Source organism: Kineococcus arenarius subsp. arenarius (assembly GCF_050871845.1).
Classification (GTDB): Bacteria; Actinomycetota; Actinomycetes; order Actinomycetales; family Kineococcaceae; genus Kineococcus.
In genome coordinates, this window is the sequence record NZ_JBJLSE010000049.1 from 1 (window position 1) to 19,489 (window position 19,489).

Here is a 19,489-nt window from a genome sequence, read left to right on the forward strand (position 1 = left end):
CCCCCCCCCCCCCCCCCCCCCCCCCCCCCCCCCCCCCCCCCCCCCCCCCCCCCCCCCCCCCCCCCCCCCCCCCCCCACGGCCCTGGTGCGGTTGTTCAGCTACTTCACGATCCAGAGCAACGTCATCGTGCTGGCCGCCGCGGCGTCCCTGGCGCTGCGGCCGGACCGCGACGGGCCCGCGTGGCGGGTGCTGCGGCTGGACGCGCTGCTGGGCATCACGATCACCGGGGTGGTGTACGCGACGGTCCTGGGCCCGGGGCTGCAGCACAGCGGCGTCGACCGGTGGCTGAACGCCGCGGTGCACTACGTCTCGCCGGTGGCGACCGTGCTGGGCTGGCTGCTGTTCGGTCCCCGGCCCCGGCTGGACCGGCGCACCGTGGTCCTGGCCTTCGCGTGGCCGCTGGCGTGGGTGGCGTGGACGTTCGCGCACGGCGCCGCGACGGGCTGGTACCCCTACCCGTTCCTGGACGCGAGCGCGATCGGCGTGCCGGCGGCGCTGGCCGGGACCGGTGTGGTGCTCCTCGCGGGGGTCGTGCTGGCGGGCGTGCTGCGCCTGCTCGACACCCGCCTGCCACGCTCGCCCGGGCGCTGAGGCCCCGGATCAGGGCGCGAGGGAGCGCAGTCCCGCGGCGAGGACGTCGAGCAGGGTGTCGAGGCTGCGGCCGACGTCGTCGGGCAGCTGGAACCCCCCCTGGGCCTCCAGGACGACGAAGCCGTGCACGGCCGCGCGGACGGTGCGGACGGCGTCGACGGAACGCTCCTCGGGCAGGCCGAAACCGCGCAGGACGGCCGAGAAGAGGGCCACGAGCGCGGCGGCCGCCGCCGCCAGCTCGGGGGTCGTGCCGGCGGCGGCGTCGAACTGGACCGCCGCGTACAGGCCGGGGCGGTCCCGTGCGAAACCTCGCACGGCACCGGCCAGGGCGCGCAGCGCGTCCTCGCCGGAACGGCCGACGGTCGCGGCGGTGCACGCGCCGGTCAGCTCCCGCACCGCGACGAGGGCGACCCCCGCGCGCAGCTCGGCGAGGGAGGCGACGTGCTTGTAGAGGCTGGGGGTGGACACCCCGGCACGGGCGGCGACGGCGGACAGCGACAGCTCGGACGGCCCGTTCCAGGAACCCTGGGCGAGCTCGACGGCCAGGGCGACGACCGCGCTGCGGGACAGGCCCGCCCTAGGCACCGGCGACCGTCCCGGCGGTACCGGCGGTGCCGGTGCGCACCCGCTGCAGGAACCGCACGACGCGGGGGGTGACGACGTCCGGGCGCTGGGCGTGCGGGTAGTGCCCGGCCTCGGGCACCAGGAGCGTCTCGGCGGGCAGCTGGTCGGACATCCAGGACAGCTCGGCGGCCGGGTCCGGGTAGTCCGGGTCGAGGGCGCCCACGACGAGCAGGGCCGGCGCGGTGACGCGGGGCAGGTGCGGCGGCACGACGGAGTGGTCGAGGCAGACCGCGAGGCGGCGCAGCGACGCCAGGCGCGCCGGGTCGGACAGGGAGGCGCGCAGTTCGCGCAGGTGCTCGCCGAGCCAGGGGGCGCGGCGCCCCCGGTTCAGCCGCGCGTAGGCCGCCGTCCACGCGCGCGCGCCCCACGGGCGGGCCAGCAGGACCCGGAACGCCAGGCGCACGAGCGGGTCGGCCCGGCGCGGGGTGGTGGGCCGCAGGAAGGGGCAGATCAGCACCAGGCCGGTCACGAGGTCGGGCCGGCGCGCGGCGGCGATCACGGCGGCGGAGGCGCTCATGGAGTTGCCCACCAGGACGGCGGGTTCGCCGGCGTCCTCGAGCAGGGCGATCAGGTCGTCGGCGGTCGCCTCGTCGCCGTGCTCGCGGAACGTGGTGTCCGAGGCGCCGTGACCGCGCAGGTCGGCCAGGACCAGGCGGAACCCGGCGTCCACCACCTCACCGGCGAGGTCGCGGTACGCGCTCGGGAGATCGCCCATCCCGGGGACGGCGACGACGAGCGGGCCGGTGCCGGCGCTCGTGGTGGCGATGCGGCCGCCGGGGCGGTCCAGGAACTCGGTGGGGGTCATGGTCAAGAAGTTAACGGTATTAGCCAAGAGGTTCAAGGGGGTAGCTCCACTCGCCTGTGCGGGGTTCTCGCCCGGGTGGCGGGGTGCTCCCTCTGGCGGGCTCTCCGCCCGCGCCCGGTCCCGCGGAAACCTCACCCGTCCTCGTCGGGCGCGGGCTCCGGACGCCCACCGCCGGGACCACCCCGCCCCCCTTCCACCTCGCCTCGGGAGACGGGACCGCACCCGGCTCGCCCTCCGCCCCCGTCGTCCACCCCGCCCCCGCGCAGGGTGAGGGAGCGGAGGCCGGTGGCGGGTGCGGAGGCCGGCGTCCGGAGCCCGCCCCTCCGGTCGAGGTGAGGCGGTGCACCCGGCAGCGGGCGGAGAGCCGGCCGCAGCACCCGCCACCGGCCCCACCCCCGCGACCACGGGGCGCGGGGTACGAGCGCCAGGTACGGGGCGCGGGTTCAGCGCACGACGTTCAGCCACCCCTCCCCCGCGAGCCGCCGCCGCACCTGCTCGCGCAGCAACCGCACCATGCGCGGCCGGAACGCCGTGCTGTTGCCCCCGACGTGCGGGGTGACCAGGACGCCGGGGGTGCGCCACAGCTCGTGCTCCGGCGGCAGGGGTTCGGGGTCGGTGACGTCCAGCGCGGCGCCCAGGCGGCCGGTGCGCACCTCGGCGAGCAGCGCGGCGGTGTCCACCACGGGGCCGCGGGCCACGTTCACCAGCAGCGCGCCGTCGGGCATCGCGGACAGGAAACCGGCGTCCACCAGGCCCCGGGTGCCCTCCGTCAGCGGGCAGGCCAGCACCACGACGTCGTGCTCGGGCAGCAGGGCGGGCAGGTCCGCGACGGCGCGCACCGGCACCCCGTCCTGCACGCGGGCGCGGGAGGCGACCGCGGTGACCTGCACCTCGAACGCCGCCAGGCGCGCGGCGACGGCGCGCCCGACGCCGCCGAACCCGACGAGCAGGACCCGCCGGTCCGCGAGCGCCGTGCGCCGCGAGGGCGCCCAGCGGGCGTGCGCCATGGCCCGGGCGTCGTCGTCGATCCCCCGCAGCCGGGCGATCACGAGCCCCACCGCCAGTTCCGCGGTGGACGCCTCGTGCACCCCCGCGGCGTTGCACAGCACGACGCGCCCGGGCAGTTGCTGCGGCACCCCGTCGAAACCGATCGTCATGAGCTGCACGGCCTCCACCGCGGCGCAGCCGGCGACGCCGCTCAGGTCCGGGGTCGCCACGTACGGCGGGACGACGAGGGCGGGCGCCGGGTCCGGCGGGGCGCCGGTGCCGTTCCAGACGACGAGGTCCACCCCCTCCAGCGGGCCGACGGCGCGGACCCACGACGGCGTGGGGAGGCTGACGACGAGGGGCTCGGGAGCGCTCACCCGCGCACGCTACCCAGGAGCCGGTGCGCGCCGGTGGACCGCGGGTGACGATGGGGGCATGTCCCCGACGACGCACCGCTCCGCCCACCCGCGGGCCGCCGGGGCCCTGGTGGCCCTGCTGCTGGCGGCGGGGTGCACGGCCGGGCCGGCCACCGGCGAGGGGGCCACCGGCGGCGCCACCCCGACCGGCACGTCCGCGGCCGGTTCCAGCGCCACGGCCCCCGGCTCCGCGGGCGCGGCGGCCCCGCCCGCGACCACCGCCCCGGGCGGCGCGACGGCCGCCGCCGTGGGGGTCCCCGGCGAGCCCGTGGACGTGACCACGGGGCTGGACGTGCCGTGGGGGCTGGCCGTGCTGCCCGACGGCACGGCGCTGGTGACGCTGCGGGACCAGGCCCGCGTGGTGCGCACCGGGCCGGGGGTCCTGGCGCAGGTGGCCGCCACCGGCGAGGGCGGCGCGGTGGACGGCGTGGTGCCCGGCGGCGAGGGGGGCCTGCTGGGCATCGCCCTGTCCCCGGGGTTCGCCGAGGACGGGCAGGTGTTCCTGTACTTCACCGCCCGCGACGACAACCGCGTCGTGCGGTACACCTACGCGGACGACAGGCTCACCGACCCGCGGCCGATCCTCACCGGGATCCCGAAGAACTCCACCCACAACGGCGGGCGCATCGCCTTCGGGCCCGACGGGATGCTCTACGTCGGCACCGGGGACGCGCAGCAGCGCGGGGCGGCGCAGGACCCGCGCTCCCTGGCGGGGAAGGTCCTGCGCGTGACCGCCGACGGCGCCGTGCCGCCGGACAACCCGTTCCCCGGCTCACCGACGTGGTCCTACGGGCACCGCAACCCGCAGGGCCTGGGCTGGGACTCCACCGGCCGGCTCATCGCCGCCGAGTTCGGCCAGGACGCCTACGACGAGCTGAACGTCATCCGCCCCGGCGGGAACTACGGCTGGCCGGAGGTGGAGGGACCCGGCGACGGCGGCGGCCGCTTCGTCGCCCCCGTGCAGACGTGGGCCACCTCCGAGGCGTCCCCCAGCGGGCTGACCGTGACCCCCGACGCGGTGTACGTCGCAGGCCTGCGCGGCGAGCGGCTGTGGCGGGTGCCGCTGAACCCCGACGGGCCCACCGGCACGCCCACCGCGCACCTGGAGGGCGTGCTGGGCAGGCTGCGCACCGTGGCGGTGGGGCCCGACGGGTCCCTGTGGATCCTGACGTCGAACACGTTCCGCGGCGAACCCCGCGTCGGCGACGACCGGCTGGTGAGCGTCCCGCTGCGCTGACGCGGGCGGGCCCTGCCGTGCCGGGGCGTCAGCCGGGCAGGTGGACGTACAGGTCGTGGGCGCCCTGCCGCCCGTCGGCGCGGTACCCGACGTCGAGCTTGAGGTCCCCGGGGGTGCGCCCCTGCGCCTGCACGGCGTCGAGCAGGACGCCGAACCCCTCCCCGATCGCCTCGACCGGTCCCTCGTGGCGGTGGTGGGCGTACTCCCCCTCGGGGGCCACGGCCACCGCCCACCTGCCCGGCACCTGCGGCGGCCGGGGCAGCGCCACGCCCACGACCTCGTGGTAGGCGCCGTCGCCGAGGTACGAGCTGAGCTCGGCGAACGCGCCGTCCACCGGTGGCGGGAGCTCGTCGCGGCGGGCGAACACCCGCTGCCACGCAGCCGGCACGAGCGCGCCCAGCTCGGCGAAGGGACCCACCACGGGGAACCCCACCACCACGGTCTGCTCACGCCGCACGACCCGCACGCCCGCCCCCGTCCACGCACTGCTGCCGATCACCGCCGGCGACGCTACCGGTGGGTGGGGTGGGGCACCAGGCCCTGGCGTCGGGGTGAGTTCGACGACCCCCGAGGAGAACCGTGAGCCTGAACCCCGAGCTGCTGGAACTGCTGCGCGCACCGAGCACCTGCTACCTGGCGACGACGATGCCGGACGGCTCGCCGCAGCTGACCCAGACCTGGGTGGACACCGACGGTGGCGTCGAGCACATCGAGGCCCTGTCCCGGAAGTACACCGGCGGCCCGTACCCCTGGTACGGCGGGAGGGACCAGGTGCGCGTGGTCCTGAGCATCGCCGTCGACAAGGTCCACGTCGTGGGCTGAGCCGCGGTCCACCAGGAGGGGTTCACCAGGAGGACTCGCCCGGGGGCAGCACCGCCAGTTCCGGCACGACGCTGTCCGGCCAGGTCGCGAACACCGTCATCAGGGCCCGCGCCACCGTGGCGGGCTCCTGCAGCTTCGTCAGGTCCGCGTCGGGGAAGCGGTCGGTGACGAACGGCGTCGCCATCCCCCCGGGGATCAGGCCGCTGACGCCCACGCCGATGGAGCCGTGGCGCTGCTTGCAGTCGCGCTGGGCCTCCTTGAACAGCGCGGCGGTGTAGGCGCGCAGGCCGTGCTTGCTGGCCGCGTACGCCGACGCCTCGGTCCACACCCGCCGCGCGGCGGTGGACAGGGTGTTCACCACGTAGCCGTGGTTGCGCTCCAGCATCGCCGGGTAGGTGTTGGCCACCAGGTACATCGGGCCCAGGAGGTTCGTGGCGACGACGCGCTCGGCCTGCTCGGCGGTCTGGTGCTCGATGGGCGTGCACACGTCGAAACCGGCGTTGTTGACCAGCACGTCGACGGGCCCGTCCTGGTCGCGCACCGAGGCGACGGCGGCCTGCACGGCCACCGGGTCGCCCACGTCCAGCACCAGCGGCGCGGCGGCCCCGCCGCCCTGCGCGATCTCGGCCACCGTGCGGTCGGCGGCCTCCTGCCGCACGTCGCTGACCCAGACCTTCGCGCCGGCCGCGGCCAGCTCCTTCGCGATCGCGGCACCGAGCCCGCTGCCCGCACCGGTGACCAGCGCCACCTCACCCCTCAGCTCCATGCCCCCGAACCTAGGGGGAGGGCCCCGGACGGGCGAACGGGGCCGTCCACGACGCCCCGGCGCCGCGCCGCGGTGGTTAGCCTGCCCGTGCGCCGACCCCCCGGAGGACCCGTGGCACCCGCCGAACCCCTGCGCGCGCGGCACCGCGCGCGAGCGGTCCGCTGGTGGGCCGCCGCGGGCATGCGGACGCGCTCCACGGTGGCGGCCGTGCTCGTGCTGGCGCTGATCGGCGTCGTCACCGGCACCGGCGGCCTGCTGGTGCTGCGCCGATCCCTGCTGGACACGGTCGCCACCGCCGCGCTGGTGCAGGCCCGGCTGGTGCGGGTCGCGGTCACCCCGGGAGCCCTGGAGGGGACCGACCCGGTGGCCCGCGCGCGGCTGGACGCCCTGGTCGGCGCCGACGAGGCCCGCGGCACGCACGTGCAGGTGGTCACCGACGGGGCCGTCGTCACGGCCAGCCGCGCCCTGGCCGGGCTGCCGCCGCTGTCCCTGCGGGTGCCGGCCGTCGCGCAGGCCGAGGTGGAGGTGCGCACGCTGCCCGAGCTGGGCGAGGAGCCCCGGCTGGTGGCCGTGCTGGGCGCCAGCGCGGACGGCCTGCGGTACACCGTCGTGGTCGCCGAGAGCACCGCCGGCGTGCGGGCCACCCTGCGCACCGCCGCGGTGCTGCTCGCCGCTGGCGGCGCCCTGCTGCTCGTGGCTGCCGGGGCCGCCACGCGGGTGTTCGTGGGGCGCTCGCTGCGCCCGGTGGAGGCGATCCGCCGCACGGTCGACGGCATCACCTCCGACGACCTGGCCGGCCGGGTCCCCGTGCCCGCCGGCGACGACGAGGTCTCCCGCCTGGCGCGGACGATGAACGCGATGCTGGCGCGGCTGCAGGCCTCCCAGCGGGCGCAGCGCCGGTTCGTGGCCGACGCCAGCCACGAGCTGCGCAGCCCCGTCGCGACGCTGCGCGCGGCCGCCGAGGTGCAGCGCCTGCACCCCGGCGCCACCGCACCCGCGGAGTTCGCCGAACTGGTGGGCGGCGAGGCCGTGCGGCTGGAGCGCCTGGTCGCGGACCTGCTGCTGCTGGCCCGCGCCGACGAGGGGGCGCCGGCACCGGCGCGCACCGAGGTGGACCTGGACGGGCTGCTGGAGTCGGAGGGGGCCCGGCTGCGCGCCAGCACGGCGCTGGAGGTGGTGGTGCGCACCGCACCCGCCCGGGTCCTGGGCGATGCGGGGCAGCTGACGCGGGTGGTGCGCAACCTCATCGACAACGCCGCCCGGCACGCGCGCGGGCGGGTGCTGCTGGCCGTGCGCACCGTCGGCCCGGACGCGGTGCTGAGCGTCACCGACGACGGCCCGGGCGTGCCGGAGGCCGACCGCGAGCGGGTCTTCGACCGCTTCGTGCGCCTGCAGGACAGCCGGGAACGCGCCACCGGCGGCACCGGGCTGGGGCTGGCGATCGTCGCCGCGGCCGTCGCCGCGCACGGCGGCTCGGTGCGCTGCACCGGCGCGCGGCCGGCCCCGGGGGCGGAGTTCGAGGTGCGCCTGCCGCTGGCCGCGCAGGAGCCGGACGGGGCGGGCGACGAACCGGTGGGCGACGAACCGGTGGGTGGGCGTCAGCCGCCGTCCGCGGCCAGGCGGTAGCCCGCGCCGCGCACCGTCTGGATCGCCGCTCGCCCGAACGGGACGTCGATCTTGCGGCGCAGGTAGCGCACGTACACCTCCACCACGTTGGGGTCGGTGCAGGCGTGCGGGTCCCACACCGCGTCGAGGATGCGGGCCTTGCTGACGACCTCGTCGCGGTGGCGCATGAGGTGGTGCAGCAGGTCGAACTCGCGCGCCGTCAGTTCCACGGGCACCGCGCCGCGGTGCACCCGGCGGGTGGTGGGGTCCAGGCGCAGGTCGCCGGCCGCGAGCTCCACCGGCCGCTCGGGGGCGCCGCGCCGCACCAGCGCGTGCAGGTGCGCGACCAGGACCGGGAAGGAGAACGGCTTGGCGAGGAAGTCGTCGGCGCCCAGGTCGAGGGCGTCGACCTGGTCGTACTCGCCGTCCTTGGCGCTCAGGACGAGCACGGGGGTCCACACGCCGGCGGCGCGCAGGTCGCGGCACACCTCGTAGCCGTTGCGCAGCGGCAGCATGAGGTCCAGCACGAGCACGTCGTACTCCAGCTGCCGCGCCCGCCAGAACCCCTCGCGCCCGTCGTGGGCGACGTCCACGCTGAACCCCTCCGCGGACAGGCCCCGGCGCAGGGTCTCGGCGAGGGCCACCTCGTCCTCGACCACCAGCACCCTCACGACGTCCGTCCCGCGCCCACGGGGGCAGGGTAGGCAGCCGGGGCGCCCTCCGGGCCCCGCCGGCACCCGGACGGCGCAGGGGCGGCGCAGGGCGGCACAGGCGCGGTCAGGCCAGCGCGAGCCCCGCGGTGAGCGGGAGCGCGGTGGTGACGGCTCCCAGGACGAGCCCGCGCCGGGCGGAGGCCGCGACCAGCGGCGAGAACCGCAGGGGGCCCTCCACGAACCGGGCCGTGAGCAGCGCCGGCACCACGGCCGCCAGTTCCACGGCCAGCACCTGCCACCACGCGGTGGCGCCCAGCACCTCGACGGCGAGCACCGCGGCGGGCAGGTGCCACAGGTACCAGACGTACGACAGGCGCCCGCAGGTGCGCAGCGGCGCCCACGACAGCACCCGCCCCACCGAGCCGCTGCCCGAGCCGCAGGTCCCCGCGGCGATGAGCGCGACCGCGGCCAGCGTGGGCACCAGCGCGACGCTGCCCGGGTACGGCAGGCGGTTGGCGACGACGGCGCTGAGCGCCAGCGCGAGGGCCCCGGCCCAGCCCGCGGACCGCAGCAGCGCGGCACCGCGCCCGCCGGCGCAGCGGGCCGCGATCCACGGGGCGGCCAGGGCCAGCAGCCCGCCGGAGCCGAACTGCCACGCCCGCGTCACGGTGCTCAGGTAGCCGAACGACCCGGCCCGCGCGGTGAGCACGACGCACGCCGCGAACGAGGCGGCGCTCAGCACCGCCAGGGTCACCGCGAGGTCGCGCCGCAGGCGCCCGGCACGGGCGCGGCGGGCGACCACCAGCACGAGCAGCGGCCACACGAGGTAGAACTGCTCCTCCACCGCCAGCGTCCAGTAGTGCTTCAGCGGGCTGTGGGCCACCTCCTCGCCCAGCTCGTCGTGCCCGAAGGAGAGCAACCACCAGTTCGCCACCTGCAGGCTCGCCGCGACGGCGTCGCGGGCGATCGCGGAGACCCGCTCGGCCGGCAGCAGCAGCACGGCGCCCAGCAGGGTGGCCAGCACCACGACGGCGGAGCTGGGCAAGATGCGGCGGACGCGGCGGGCGTAGAAGTCGCGCAGCGAGACGCGGCCGGTCCGCCCCGCCTCGCGCACCAGCAGGCCGGTGATGAGGAACCCGGAGATGACGAAGAACACGTCGACGCCGATGTTGCCCGCGCGGACCACGGGGGCACCGGCCGCGAACAGCAGCACCAGGCTCAGGGCCACCGCCCGCAGCCCCTCCACGTCGGGGCGGAACCCGCCGCCACCGGTGCGCGCCACCGGGCCCCGCCGCTGCTCGTGCCCGCGCTCGACGACGGTCACGCCGCCCTCCCCCCGCTCGTCCTACCCGCTCTGCCGGCGCGCAGGCTGGCACGGGGACGCTGAGAGGACGCTGAAGGCGGTGGCCGGCTGGAGGTGGCTGCGCGGCCGGCCGGTGGTCAGTACGTGGTCAGACCCTGCGCGCGGAAGGCGTCGCGGGCGCGCTCGGCCTGCTCGGCCGTGGGCGCCGGGGTGCCCTCCAGGGGGTACGGCAGGCCCATCCGCTCGTACTTGGAACGGCCCATGCTGTGGTACGGCAGGACCTCGACGCGTTCGACGACCGGCCCGAGCGCGGCGGCGATGCGCGCCACGCCCGCCACGTTCTCCGCCTCGTCGGTCAGCCCCGGCACCAGGACGAAGCGGATCCACATGCGGTTGCCGCGCTCGGCCAGGCGCTCGGCGAAGCGCAACGTCGGCGCCAGGGTGCGGCCGGTGACGCGCTTGTACGTGGCCGGGTCCGAGCTCTTGACGTCCAGCAGGACCAGGTCCACGTCGTCGAGCAGCTCGTCGCCGGCGCGCAGACCGAGGTAGCCGGAGGTGTCCAGCGCGGTGTGCAGGTCCAGCTCCTTGGCGCGGCGCAGGAACGCCGCCGTGAACGCCGGCTGCATCAGCGGTTCACCGCCCGAGACCGTCACCCCGCCGCCGGAGGCGCGCAGGAACGAGCGGTAGCGCACCAGGCGGCGGGCGTGCTCGCCCACCGTGACCGGGGTGCCGCCGCCCACGTCCCACGTGTCGGGGTTGTGGCAGTACTGGCAGCGCAGGGAGCAGCCCGTCACCCAGGTCACCAGGCGGGTGCCGGGACCGTCCAGGGCGGTGACGAGCTCCCAGGAGTGCATCCGGCCCTCGACGGCGTCGATGTCGACGCCGTCGAGGGTGGCGCCCGGCAGGGGCCGGGCGACGGAGGTGGTGCTCACCGGGTCCTCACAACGAGCCGTGGAAGGTGCGGTTGATGACGTCCAGCTGCTGCTCGCGCGTCAGGCGGACGAAGTTGACGGCGTAGCCGGACACGCGGATCGTCAGCTGGCCGTACAGCTCCGGGTGCTCCATGGCGTCCAGCAGGGTGGCCCGGTCCAGGACGTTGACGTTCATGTGGAAACCACCGGAGGCCACGTACCCGTCCAGGACGCCGACGAGGTTGCCCACCCGCTCCTGCGCGGTGCGCCCCAGCCCGTCGGGGGTGACGGACGTGGTCAGGGAGATCCCGTCCAGGGCGTCCTCGTAGGGGATCTTCGCCACCGACAGCGCCGCGGCGACCATGCCGTGCCGGTCGCGGCCGTTCATGGGGTTGGCCCCGGGCGCGAACGGCGCCCCGGCGCGGCGCCCGTCGGGGGTGTTGCCGGTGTTCTTGCCGTAGACGACGTTCGAGGTGATCGTCAGCACCGACTGGGTGTGGCGCGCACCGCGGTACGTCTCGTGCTTGCGGATCTCCTGCATGAAGCGGTGCACCAGCCACAGGGCGATGTCGTCGGCGCGGTCGTCGTCGTTGCCGTAGGCGGGGTAGTCGCCCTCGACCACGTAGTCCACGACGAGACCGGTCTCGTCGCGCACCGGGCGCACCGTGGCGTGCTTGATCGCCGACAGGGAGTCCGCCGCCACCGACAGCCCCGCGATGCCGCAGGCCAGGGTGCGGTCGACGACCAGGTCGTGCAGGGCCATCTCGATGCGCTCGTAGGCGTACTTGTCGTGCATGTAGTGGATGACGTTCAGGGCGCTGACGTACGTCTCGGCGAGCCAGGCGATCATCGGCTCCAGCTTGGCCACGACGTCGTCGTAGTCCAGGACGTCACCGGCCACCGGCTCGGCGGCCGGGGCCACCTGAACACCGCTGACCTCGTCGCGGCCGCCGTTGATCGCGTACAGGAGCGTCTTGGCGAGGTTCACCCGGGCGCCGAAGAACTGCATCTGCTTGCCGACCGCCATGGCCGACACGCAGCACGCGATGGCGGTGTCGTCGCCCGTGACCGGGCGCATCAGGTCGTCGCTCTCGTACTGGATGGAACTGGTGTCGACGGACACCTTGGCGGCGAACTCCTTGAAACCCCGCGGCAGGTCCGGGGACCAGAACACCGTGAGGTTCGGCTCGGGTGCCGGGCCGAGGTTGTACAGGGTCTGCAGGTAGCGGAAGGAGGTGCGGGTGACCAGCGGGCGGCCGTCCTCGCCGATGCCGCCGATGGACTCCGTCACCCAGGTCGGGTCGCCGGAGAACAGCTCGTCGTAGGCGGGGGTGCGCAGGAACCGCACGATGCGCAGCTTGACGACGAAGTCGTCGACGAGCTCCTGCGCGTCCTGCTCGGTGAGCCGCCCCTCGGCGATGTCGCGCTGCAGGAACACGTCGACGAACGTGGCGGTGCGCCCCAGGGACATCGCCGCGCCGTTCTGCTCCTTCACCGCGGCCAAGTAGGCGAAGTACAGCCACTGGATCGCCTCGCGGCCGGTGCGGGCGGGGCGGCTGATGTCGTAGCCGTAGGAGGCGGCCATCTGCTCCAGCTCGCCCAGGGCGCGGACCTGCTCGGAGTTCTCCTCGCGCAGCTGCACGACCTCGGCGGTGCTGGGGCGCGCGTCGAGCAGGGCGCGCTCGGCCTTCTTGCCCTCGACGAGGCGCGCGGTGCCGTACAGCGCCAGGCGCCGGTAGTCGCCGATGATGCGGCCGCGGCCGTAGGCGTCGGGCAGGCCGGTGATGACGTGGGAGCGGCGGGCGGCGCGGATGGCCGGCGTGTAGGCGTCGAAGACACCCTGGTTGTGGGTCTTGCGGTACTTCGTGAAGATCTCCGCGACGTGCTCGGGCAGCTCGTAGCCGTAGGCCGCCAGGCCGTCCTGGACCATCTTCAGCCCGCCGTTGGGCATGATCGCCCGGCGCAGCGGGGCGTCGGTCTGCAGGCCGACGATGAGGTCCAGCTCGGGGTCGACGTACCCGGGGGCGTGGCTGGTGATCGTCGAGGGGGTGTCCACGTCGACGTCGTGCACGCCCTTCGCGCGCTCGGCGGGGAACATCGCGGTGAGCTTCGCCCACACCGCACGGGTGCGCTCGGTGGGGCCGGTCAGGAAGGAGGAGTCCCCGGTGTAGGGCTCGTAGTTGCGCTGGATGAAGTCGCGGACGTCGATCTGCTCACACCAGCGGCCCGGTGCGAACCCGCGCCAGGGCGCCGGGTCCTGCGTCTGCGCACCGTGCGTTCCCGGGGCCGTGGTCGTCCCCGCCGGGCGTTCGGTCGTCGCGGTCATCGTCGTTCTCCTCCTCGTGCCGGTGCTCCCAGTCTCGGCACGCGCAGCGCCCACCTCGCGGGGCGAAGGTCCCGGTCCGGCGGGCGGCGGGGTGAGCCGCGTCTCACCGCGGGGCCGGCGCCTATGCTGCGACGGGCGACGAGGACCACCCCACCGGGCGGTGGCGAGAGGTGGTGCGATGTCCCCGTGGGACGCGGCCGTGGTGGCGCTGGCCGGCCTGGTCGCCGGGGCGGTCAACGCCGTCGTCGGTTCCGGCACGCTGGTGACGTTCCCCGCCCTGCTGGCCGCCGGGTTGCCGCCGGTGAGCGCGACGATCACCAACTCGATGGGCCTGGTGCCCGGGAACCTGGCCGGCGCGGTGGGGTACCGGCGCGAGCTGCGCGGCCTGGGCCCGCTGGTGCTGCGCCTGCTGCCCGCCTCCGCGCTCGGCGCCGTCACCGGGGCCTTCCTGCTGCTCCACCTGCCCGCAGCGGCCTTCGGTGCGGTCGTCCCCGCCCTGGTGGCGCTGGCCGTGCTCCTCGTGGTGCTCCAGCCCCTGATCGGCACCCGGCTCGCCGGCCGCCGGGACGGCACCGCCCCGGCGGGGGCCCTCACGCCCGTCGTCACCCCGCGGCGCCTGGCCGGCCTGGTCCTGGGCGCGTACGCCACGGGCACCTACGGCGGCTACTTCGCCGCCAGCCAGGGCGTCCTGCAGGTCGGCGTCTTCGGCCTGCTCGTGCAGCTGCCCCTGCAGCGGCTGAACGCGGTCAAGAACGTCCTGACGACGGTGGTCAACGCGGTCGCGGCGGCGGCGTACGCCCTCACCGCGGCACACCGCGTCGACTGGGCGGCGGCCGGCCTGGTGGCGGCCGGTTCCCTCGTCGGGGGTGCGCTGGGGGCCCGGTTCGGCCGCCGGCTGCCCGCGCCGGTGCTGCGGGCGTTCATCGTGCTGCTGGGGGTCACGTCGTTCGTCGTCCTGGTGCGCTGACGGACGCCCCCGCGGCGCGGGGCCCGGCGCAGCACCGCGCCGGGCCCCGCGCCGCACCGGGGCTCAGCTCCCGACGCGCTCCACGACGAGCTCGCGCACGCGCGCGGCGTCGGCCTTGCCGCGCATCTCCTTCATCACGGCACCGATGAGGGCACCGGCGGCCTGGGCCTTGCCGCCGCGGATCTTCTCCACCACGCCGGGGTTGGCGGCGATCGCGGCGTCCACCGCGGCCACCAGCGCTGACTCGTCGGAGACGACGGCCAGCCCGCGCGCCTCGACGACCTGCGCGGCGCTGCCCTCCCCGGCGAGCATGCCGTCCAGCGCCTCGCGCGCCAGGCGGTCGGTGAGGGTGCCGGCCTCCACGAGCGCCTGCAGCTCGGCGACCTCGGCCGGGCCCACCCGCAGCGCGGACAGCTCCACGCCCTCGGCGTTCGCGCGGCGCGAGAGCTCGCCGGTCCACCACTTGCGGGCGCCGGCCGGCGAGGCGCCGGCGGCGACGGTGGCCTCCACGAGGTCGACCGCGCCGGCGTTGGCGGTGTCGCGCATCTCCAGGTCGGAGAACCCCCACTCGGCCTGCAGCCGCTTGCGCCGCTGCGCCGGCGGCTCGGGCAGCGTGGCGCGCAACTCCTCCACCCACGCCGGGTCGGGCGTGATCGGCACGAGGTCCGGCTCGGGGAAGTAGCGGTAGTCCTCCGCGTCGGACTTCTCCCGCCCCGAGGTGGTCAGGCCGGTGTCCTCGTGCCAGTGGCGGGTCTCCTGCACGACCCTCTCCCCCGCGCGCAGGACGGCGGCGTGGCGGGAGACCTCGTAGCGCACGGCCCGCTCCACCGAGCGCAGCGAGTTGACGTTCTTCGTCTCCGAGCGGGTGCCCAGCGGGGACTCCGGGCTCGGGCGCAGCGAGAGGTTCACGTCGCAGCGCAGCGAACCCTGCTCCATCTTCACGTCCGAGACGTCCAGGGCGCGCAGCAGGTCGCGCAGCGCGGCCACGTAGGCGCGCGCCACGTCGGGGGCGCGGTCGCCGGTGCCCTCCAGGGGCCTGGTGACGATCTCGATGAGCGGGATGCCGGCGCGGTTGTAGTCCACCAGGGAGTACTCCGCACCGTGGATGCGTCCCGTGGAACCGCCCACGTGCAGGGACTTGCCGGTGTCCTCCTCCATGTGGGCGCGCTCGATGAGCACCCGGTAGGTGAACGCCGGCTTGGAGCCGTCCTCGCTGGCGGGGACGTCGACGTCCAACCACCCGTCGTACGCGATGGGCTCGTCGTACTGGGAGGTCTGGAAGTTCTTCGGCATGTCCGGGTAGAAGTAGTTCTTCCGGGCGAAGCGGCAGTACGACGCGATCGTGCAGTTCAGCGCCAGGCCGATGCGGACCGCGGACTCCAGCGCCTTGGCGTTCAGCACCGGCAGCGCACCGGGCAGCCCCAGCGAGGTGGGGTCCACCTGGGTGTTCGGCGCGGCGCCGAACTCGGTGGGCGCCGCGGAGAACATCTTCGTCACGGTCGACAGCTCGACGTGGACCTCCAGGCCCAGCACCGGGTCGAACTGCGCGACGGCCTCGTCGTAGTCGATCAGGTCAACGGTCACGGGTCCTCCAACCAAGGGTGTCCAGCAGGTTCTCGATGTCGTGCTCGAAGGCACGGAAGGACGGCAGGGTTCGCAGCGACTCCAGGGGGATGCGCTCGGCGAGGAGCGGCAGGTACACCTCGGGACCGGGCGCCCTGCGCCGAGGGCGCACGCCCAGTGCGGCGACGTCCCGCAGAGTGGCCTTGGGGTCGCTGAGGCTCTCGGGGGTCGCCAGCCGATCCGCCTCGTGGATCCTCGAGGCGTCCAGCCCCGCTCCCACGACCCGCTCGAGCTCGCGGCGGTCGGCGAGCGCCCACGCCTCCATCTCGCGGACGGGGACCAGCGGGAGCAGCTGCGCCGCCCCACCGTCACGCCGCCACGCCTCCGCGACCGGCTCGAAAGACTTGCGGAGCTCGCGGGCGACGTCGGCGGACCCGTCGACGTGCAGGAGGACCACGTGCGGCCTCTCCCGGCGAGCTCTGTCGACGATCCACCTCGGCCTGGCGACGTCGCTCGGGTTGCTCACCACGACAGGGCGGACGTCCACCTCCACCGGCGCCTCCACCCACCGGTGGCAGAGGTCCTGCAGGGACCGCTGGACGACCACCGGGAGGAACTCCTCGTCACTGCGCCCCTCGAGCAGGACGACTGCGGCCAGGTACCTCACAGGGGGTCCACCACGCGCTCGGCCTCCTCCCGCGTCAGGCCGCTCTGCTCGGCCCGCGCCGAGAACGGGAGGACGAGCTGGGCGTCAGCGTCCTCGGGGAGCTCCTCGTCCTCCTCGAGCACCCGGCGCGCGCGGGTCACGCGGGAGACGGCGTCCGCCTCGACGCGTGCCGTGGAGTCGACGACGACGAGTTCGTCGACGAGGGACGTGAGCGGGAGCTTGGGCGAGTGGCTGGAGACGAGGAGCTGCACGAGCGGCGAGGGCTTGCCGCCGGCGTCGAGCACCGGGTCGGAGGCCGTGTCCGTCACGAGGTCTCGCAGCACTTGCACCAGGGGCCCCAGGCGCGCCGGCTGGATCCCGTTCTCCGGTTCCTCGAAACACAGGACGCCCGGACTTTCGGGCTCGTAGAGGGCAGCCAGGACCGCGAGGAGGCGGAGGGTGCCGTCCGAGGCCACGCGGGCGCTGATGGCGCCCTCGTCCCTGCTGCGCAGGACGACCTCCCACTGACCTCGGGCGTCGTTCTCCGCGACCTCCACGGCTGAGAAACCGCGGATCACCCGCGCCAGGTCCGCTGCCAGGGCGTCCAGCCCGGGACCACCCCTGCGTGAGGCCCGGGCGATCGTCTCGAGCACCCACGCCAGGTTGGCCCCGTCCCGCTGGAGGCGGTCGGTGGCCTGGCCGACGGGCGACGGCTGCCGCAGGGCCGCCGGGTCCAGCTGCAGGACGCGCCAGCGCTCGACCTCCCGGCGCACCGCGTACAGCAGCGGCGAGAAGTCCGCGGTCGGCACGCTCGTGAGGACCGAGGCCGTCGCGCTGCCGGCGGGGAGGACGCGGGGGTGCCCCTGCCGGCTCTCCCCGGCACGCCGCGGGGTGAAGACGAACCTCTTCTCGCGACCGGTGCCCTCGGTGCGGAGGATCGTCCACCGGCTGGCGCCGTACTTGAGGTGAGCTTCCGCGAAGGCCGGGCTCACCGTTCGCCGCAACGGGTCCTCGGACGCCGTCAGGGGGCGGATGAACTCAGACTCCACCCAGGGACGGCTGATCCCGTCCTCCCCCTCGCGCACCTCCAGCGTGATCTCGTACCGGACCCGTGTGTGCGGCAGGACCTCGCGCGTGCCGAACGTGTCCTCCACCTCGGGGTCGAGCAGGAGTTCGACGGCGAAAGCCATCCGGGTGGCGGCCTGGGAACCGTGGCGGCGGAACTGCTCGGCAGCCTCCCCCCGTCCACCGGCCAGCGCCTGAGCGACCGGCATCGACACCAGGCGCGACAGCAGGGTCAGGGCGTCGAAGATGTTCGACTTGCCGCTGGCGTTGGCGCCGACGATCGCCGTGAACGGGCGGAGGTCGACGGAGAAGCCCGCGAAGGACTTGAACCCGTCGACCTCCAGCTTGGTGATCACGCCGAGCCCGCGCCCTTCCACTCCGGGACCTGCGCCAGCAGCGGACCGCCCCACTTCGCCGTCAGCCGCGCCTCGAGCGCGGCACCCACCCGGTACAGCCGGTCGTCGGCCTGCTGGGGGGCGAGGACCTGCAGCCCCACGGGCAACCCGTCGGACAGCCCGACCGGCAGGGACATGCCGGGGATGCCGGCGAGGTTCGCCGGGATGGTCGCCACGTCGCCGGCGTACATCGCCAGCGGGTCGTCCAGCTTCTCCCCCAGCCGGTACGCCGTGGTCGGCGCCGTCGGGGACACCAGCACGTCCACCTGCCCGAAGGCGGCGGCGAAGTCGCGCTGCACCAGGGTGCGGACCTTCTGCGCGCTGCCGTAGTAGGCGTCGTAGTAGCCGGCCGACAGGGCGTAGGTGCCCAGGATGATGCGGCGCTTGGCCTCGTCGCCGAAACCGGCGGCGCGGGTGGCGCGCATGACCTGCTCGGCGGTGACGCCGTCACCGGCGGGGGTGACCCGCAGGCCGTAGCGCATGCCGTCGTACTTGGCGAGGTTGCTGGACGCCTCGCTGGGCAGGATCAGGTAGTACGCGGCCAGGGCGTGCACGATGTTCGGCAGGCTCAGCTCGACGACCTCGGCCCCGGCGGCGCGCAGCTCGTCGAGGGCCTCGGTGAAACGGGCCAGGACCCCGGGCTCGTACCCCTCGCCGGACAGCTCGTGCACCACGCCGACCTTCACGCCGGTGAGGTCGCCGGTGGCGCCCCGCTGCGCGGCGCCCACGACGTCCGGCACCGGGGCGGGGATGGAGGTGGAGTCGTACGGGTCGTGGCCGCCGATGACGGCGTGCAGCAGGGCGGTGTCCAGGACGGTGCGCCCGCACGGGCCCGCCTGGTCCAGGGAGCTGGCCAGCGCCACCAGGCCGTAGCGGGAGACCCCGCCGTAGGTGGGCTTGACGCCGACGGTGCCGGTGACGGCGGCGGGCTGGCGGATGGAGCCGCCGGTGTCCGAACCGATCGTCAGGGGCGCCTCGAACGCGGCCAGCGCCGCGGCGGAGCCGCCGCCGGAACCGCCGGGGATGCGCGTGGGGTCCCACGGGTTGCGGGTGGGGCCGAACGCGGAGTGCTCGGTGGTCGAGCCCATCGCGAACTCGTCCATGTTCGTCTTGCCCAGCACGACCAGACCGGCACCGTGCAGCTCGCGCACCACGGTCGCGTCGTACGGCGGCACCCAGCCCTCGAGCATCCGGGAGCCGCACGTCGTCGGCATGCCCCGCGTCGTCAGGACGTCCTTGACGCCGATCGGCACCCCGGCCAGCGGGCCCAGCACCGCGCCGGCGGCGCGGTCGGCGTCCACCTGGCGGGCGCGGGCCAGCGCCCCTTCGGCGTCGACGTGCAGGAAGGCGTGCACCCCGTGGGGGTTCTCACCGGAGGTGGGGCCGTCGACGGCCTCGATGCGCTCCAGGTGCGCCCGGACGACCTCCTCGGAGGAGACGACCTTCGCGCGCAGGCCCTCAGCCAGTCGCGCGGCGTCCCAGCGGACGAGTTCGGAGACGCCGCTCACGCGTCCTCCTCCAGGATCTGCGGGACGCGGAAGCGCCCGTCCTCGGCCTCGGGGGCGCCCGCGAGCGCCTCCTCGGCGCTCAGGCCCGGGCGCACCACGTCGGGGCGGGTGACGTTGGTCAGGGGCACGGGGTGCGAGGTGGCGGGCACGTCGTCGGAGACGGCGGAGGCGACCTGCTGGACCGCGTCGAGGACCGCCCCGAGCTGGCCGGCCATCCGGTCCAGCTCCTCGTCGGTCATGTCGATGCGCGCCAGGCGCGCGAGGTGCTCGACCTCGGGACGGGAGATGGTGGACACGA

General features: G+C 75.5%; 19 protein-coding genes. 5 read left to right on the forward strand and 14 right to left on the reverse strand.

Features of this window, described 5'->3' with window-relative positions:
• Positions 1 to 85 precede the first annotated feature (85 nt).
• Positions 86 to 592, forward strand: a complete 507-nt coding sequence (locus tag ACRYM0_RS12675; RefSeq protein ID WP_432505586.1) for a Pr6Pr family membrane protein — start codon at positions 86 to 88, stop codon at positions 590 to 592.
• A gap of 9 nt (positions 593 to 601) precedes the next feature.
• Here the strand turns inward: ACRYM0_RS12675 and ACRYM0_RS12680 are convergent, their stop codons facing one another.
• The 3 genes from ACRYM0_RS12680 to ACRYM0_RS12690 form a co-directional block, all read right to left on the reverse strand.
• Positions 602 to 1,177, reverse strand: coding sequence for a TetR/AcrR family transcriptional regulator (locus ACRYM0_RS12680; RefSeq protein ID WP_432505588.1), 576 nt, complete (start codon positions 1,175 to 1,177; stop codon positions 602 to 604).
• Positions 1,170 to 2,021, reverse strand: a complete 852-nt coding sequence (locus tag ACRYM0_RS12685) for an alpha/beta fold hydrolase (RefSeq protein ID WP_432505590.1) — start codon at positions 2,019 to 2,021, stop codon at positions 1,170 to 1,172. The genes ACRYM0_RS12680 and ACRYM0_RS12685 overlap by 8 nt, the downstream gene beginning before the upstream one ends.
• 443 nt (positions 2,022 to 2,464) lie before the next feature.
• Positions 2,465 to 3,385 (reverse strand): 2-hydroxyacid dehydrogenase, encoded by a 921-nt coding sequence (locus ACRYM0_RS12690; protein WP_432505592.1) that lies wholly within the window; start codon positions 3,383 to 3,385, stop codon positions 2,465 to 2,467.
• A 58-nt stretch (positions 3,386 to 3,443) separates the two neighbouring features.
• On the opposite strand from ACRYM0_RS12690, the gene ACRYM0_RS12695 reads away from it, so the two are divergent.
• Complete coding sequence (locus ACRYM0_RS12695) at positions 3,444 to 4,661, forward strand: PQQ-dependent sugar dehydrogenase (RefSeq protein ID WP_432505593.1); 1,218 nt, start codon at positions 3,444 to 3,446, stop codon at positions 4,659 to 4,661.
• 28 nt (positions 4,662 to 4,689) lie between these two features.
• Here ACRYM0_RS12695 and ACRYM0_RS12700 read toward each other — a convergent pair whose 3' ends face one another.
• Complete coding sequence (locus tag ACRYM0_RS12700; RefSeq protein WP_432505595.1) at positions 4,690 to 5,160, reverse strand: GyrI-like domain-containing protein; 471 nt, start codon at positions 5,158 to 5,160, stop codon at positions 4,690 to 4,692.
• Between the two features lie 80 nt (positions 5,161 to 5,240).
• On the opposite strand from ACRYM0_RS12700, the gene ACRYM0_RS12705 reads away from it, so the two are divergent.
• Positions 5,241 to 5,483: a pyridoxamine 5'-phosphate oxidase family protein gene (locus ACRYM0_RS12705; protein ID WP_432505597.1), complete on the forward strand. Its 243-nt coding sequence runs from the start codon at positions 5,241 to 5,243 to the stop codon at positions 5,481 to 5,483.
• A 22-nt stretch (positions 5,484 to 5,505) separates the two neighbouring features.
• Here ACRYM0_RS12705 and ACRYM0_RS12710 read toward each other — a convergent pair whose 3' ends face one another.
• Positions 5,506 to 6,249 carry an SDR family oxidoreductase gene (locus tag ACRYM0_RS12710; RefSeq protein ID WP_432505599.1) on the reverse strand — a complete coding sequence of 248 codons (744 nt, stop codon included), beginning with the start codon at positions 6,247 to 6,249 and terminating at the stop codon, positions 5,506 to 5,508.
• A 111-nt stretch (positions 6,250 to 6,360) separates the two neighbouring features.
• Between ACRYM0_RS12710 and ACRYM0_RS12715 the strand changes: the two genes are divergently transcribed.
• Entirely contained in the window at positions 6,361 to 7,875 is a 1,515-nt protein-coding gene (locus ACRYM0_RS12715) for a sensor histidine kinase (protein WP_432505601.1), read from the forward strand.
• On the opposite strand, the gene ACRYM0_RS12720 is transcribed toward ACRYM0_RS12715, so the two are convergent.
• The 4 genes from ACRYM0_RS12720 to pflB form a co-directional block, all read right to left on the reverse strand.
• The gene (locus ACRYM0_RS12720) at positions 7,848 to 8,525 is read right to left on the reverse strand and encodes a response regulator transcription factor (protein WP_432505603.1); all 678 of its coding nucleotides are present in this window, start codon (positions 8,523 to 8,525) and stop codon (positions 7,848 to 7,850) included. The two genes, ACRYM0_RS12715 and ACRYM0_RS12720, sit on opposite strands and share 28 nt — an antisense overlap.
• Positions 8,526 to 8,631: 106 nt before the next feature.
• Positions 8,632 to 9,831: an acyltransferase family protein gene (locus tag ACRYM0_RS12725; RefSeq protein WP_432505605.1), complete on the reverse strand. Its 1,200-nt coding sequence runs from the start codon at positions 9,829 to 9,831 to the stop codon at positions 8,632 to 8,634.
• Between the two features lie 116 nt (positions 9,832 to 9,947).
• On the reverse strand, positions 9,948 to 10,742 hold the full coding sequence (gene pflA, locus ACRYM0_RS12730) for a pyruvate formate-lyase-activating protein (RefSeq protein ID WP_432505607.1): 795 nt from the start codon (positions 10,740 to 10,742) through the stop codon (positions 9,948 to 9,950).
• A 7-nt stretch (positions 10,743 to 10,749) separates the two neighbouring features.
• The gene (gene pflB / locus ACRYM0_RS12735) at positions 10,750 to 13,047 is read right to left on the reverse strand and encodes a formate C-acetyltransferase (protein ID WP_432505609.1); all 2,298 of its coding nucleotides are present in this window, start codon (positions 13,045 to 13,047) and stop codon (positions 10,750 to 10,752) included.
• A 178-nt stretch (positions 13,048 to 13,225) separates the two neighbouring features.
• Here pflB and ACRYM0_RS12740 point away from each other — a divergent pair, with 178 nt between their 5' ends.
• A complete protein-coding gene (locus tag ACRYM0_RS12740; protein ID WP_432505611.1) occupies positions 13,226 to 14,014 on the forward strand; it encodes a sulfite exporter TauE/SafE family protein in 789 nt (262 codons plus the stop codon).
• Positions 14,015 to 14,077: 63 nt separating this feature from the next.
• Here the strand turns inward: ACRYM0_RS12740 and gatB are convergent, their stop codons facing one another.
• From gatB to gatC, 5 genes are read right to left on the reverse strand one after another with little or no spacing between them, the layout of a single operon-like run.
• Positions 14,078 to 15,598 carry an Asp-tRNA(Asn)/Glu-tRNA(Gln) amidotransferase subunit GatB gene (gene gatB / locus ACRYM0_RS12745; protein WP_432505613.1) on the reverse strand — a complete coding sequence of 507 codons (1,521 nt, stop codon included), beginning with the start codon at positions 15,596 to 15,598 and terminating at the stop codon, positions 14,078 to 14,080.
• Positions 15,588 to 16,244: a DUF4276 family protein gene (locus ACRYM0_RS12750; protein WP_432505615.1), complete on the reverse strand. Its 657-nt coding sequence runs from the start codon at positions 16,242 to 16,244 to the stop codon at positions 15,588 to 15,590. The genes gatB and ACRYM0_RS12750 overlap by 11 nt, the downstream gene beginning before the upstream one ends.
• A complete protein-coding gene (locus ACRYM0_RS12755) occupies positions 16,241 to 17,644 on the reverse strand; it encodes an AAA family ATPase (RefSeq protein ID WP_432505617.1) in 1,404 nt (467 codons plus the stop codon). Before ACRYM0_RS12755 ends, ACRYM0_RS12750 begins: the two co-directional genes overlap by 4 nt.
• A complete protein-coding gene (gene gatA, locus ACRYM0_RS12760) occupies positions 17,641 to 19,191 on the reverse strand; it encodes an Asp-tRNA(Asn)/Glu-tRNA(Gln) amidotransferase subunit GatA (protein WP_432505619.1) in 1,551 nt (516 codons plus the stop codon). Before gatA ends, ACRYM0_RS12755 begins: the two co-directional genes overlap by 4 nt.
• Positions 19,188 to 19,487, reverse strand: a complete 300-nt coding sequence (gatC, locus tag ACRYM0_RS12765) for an Asp-tRNA(Asn)/Glu-tRNA(Gln) amidotransferase subunit GatC (protein ID WP_432505621.1) — start codon at positions 19,485 to 19,487, stop codon at positions 19,188 to 19,190. The genes gatA and gatC overlap by 4 nt, the downstream gene beginning before the upstream one ends.
• Positions 19,488 to 19,489: the final 2 nt, after the last annotated feature.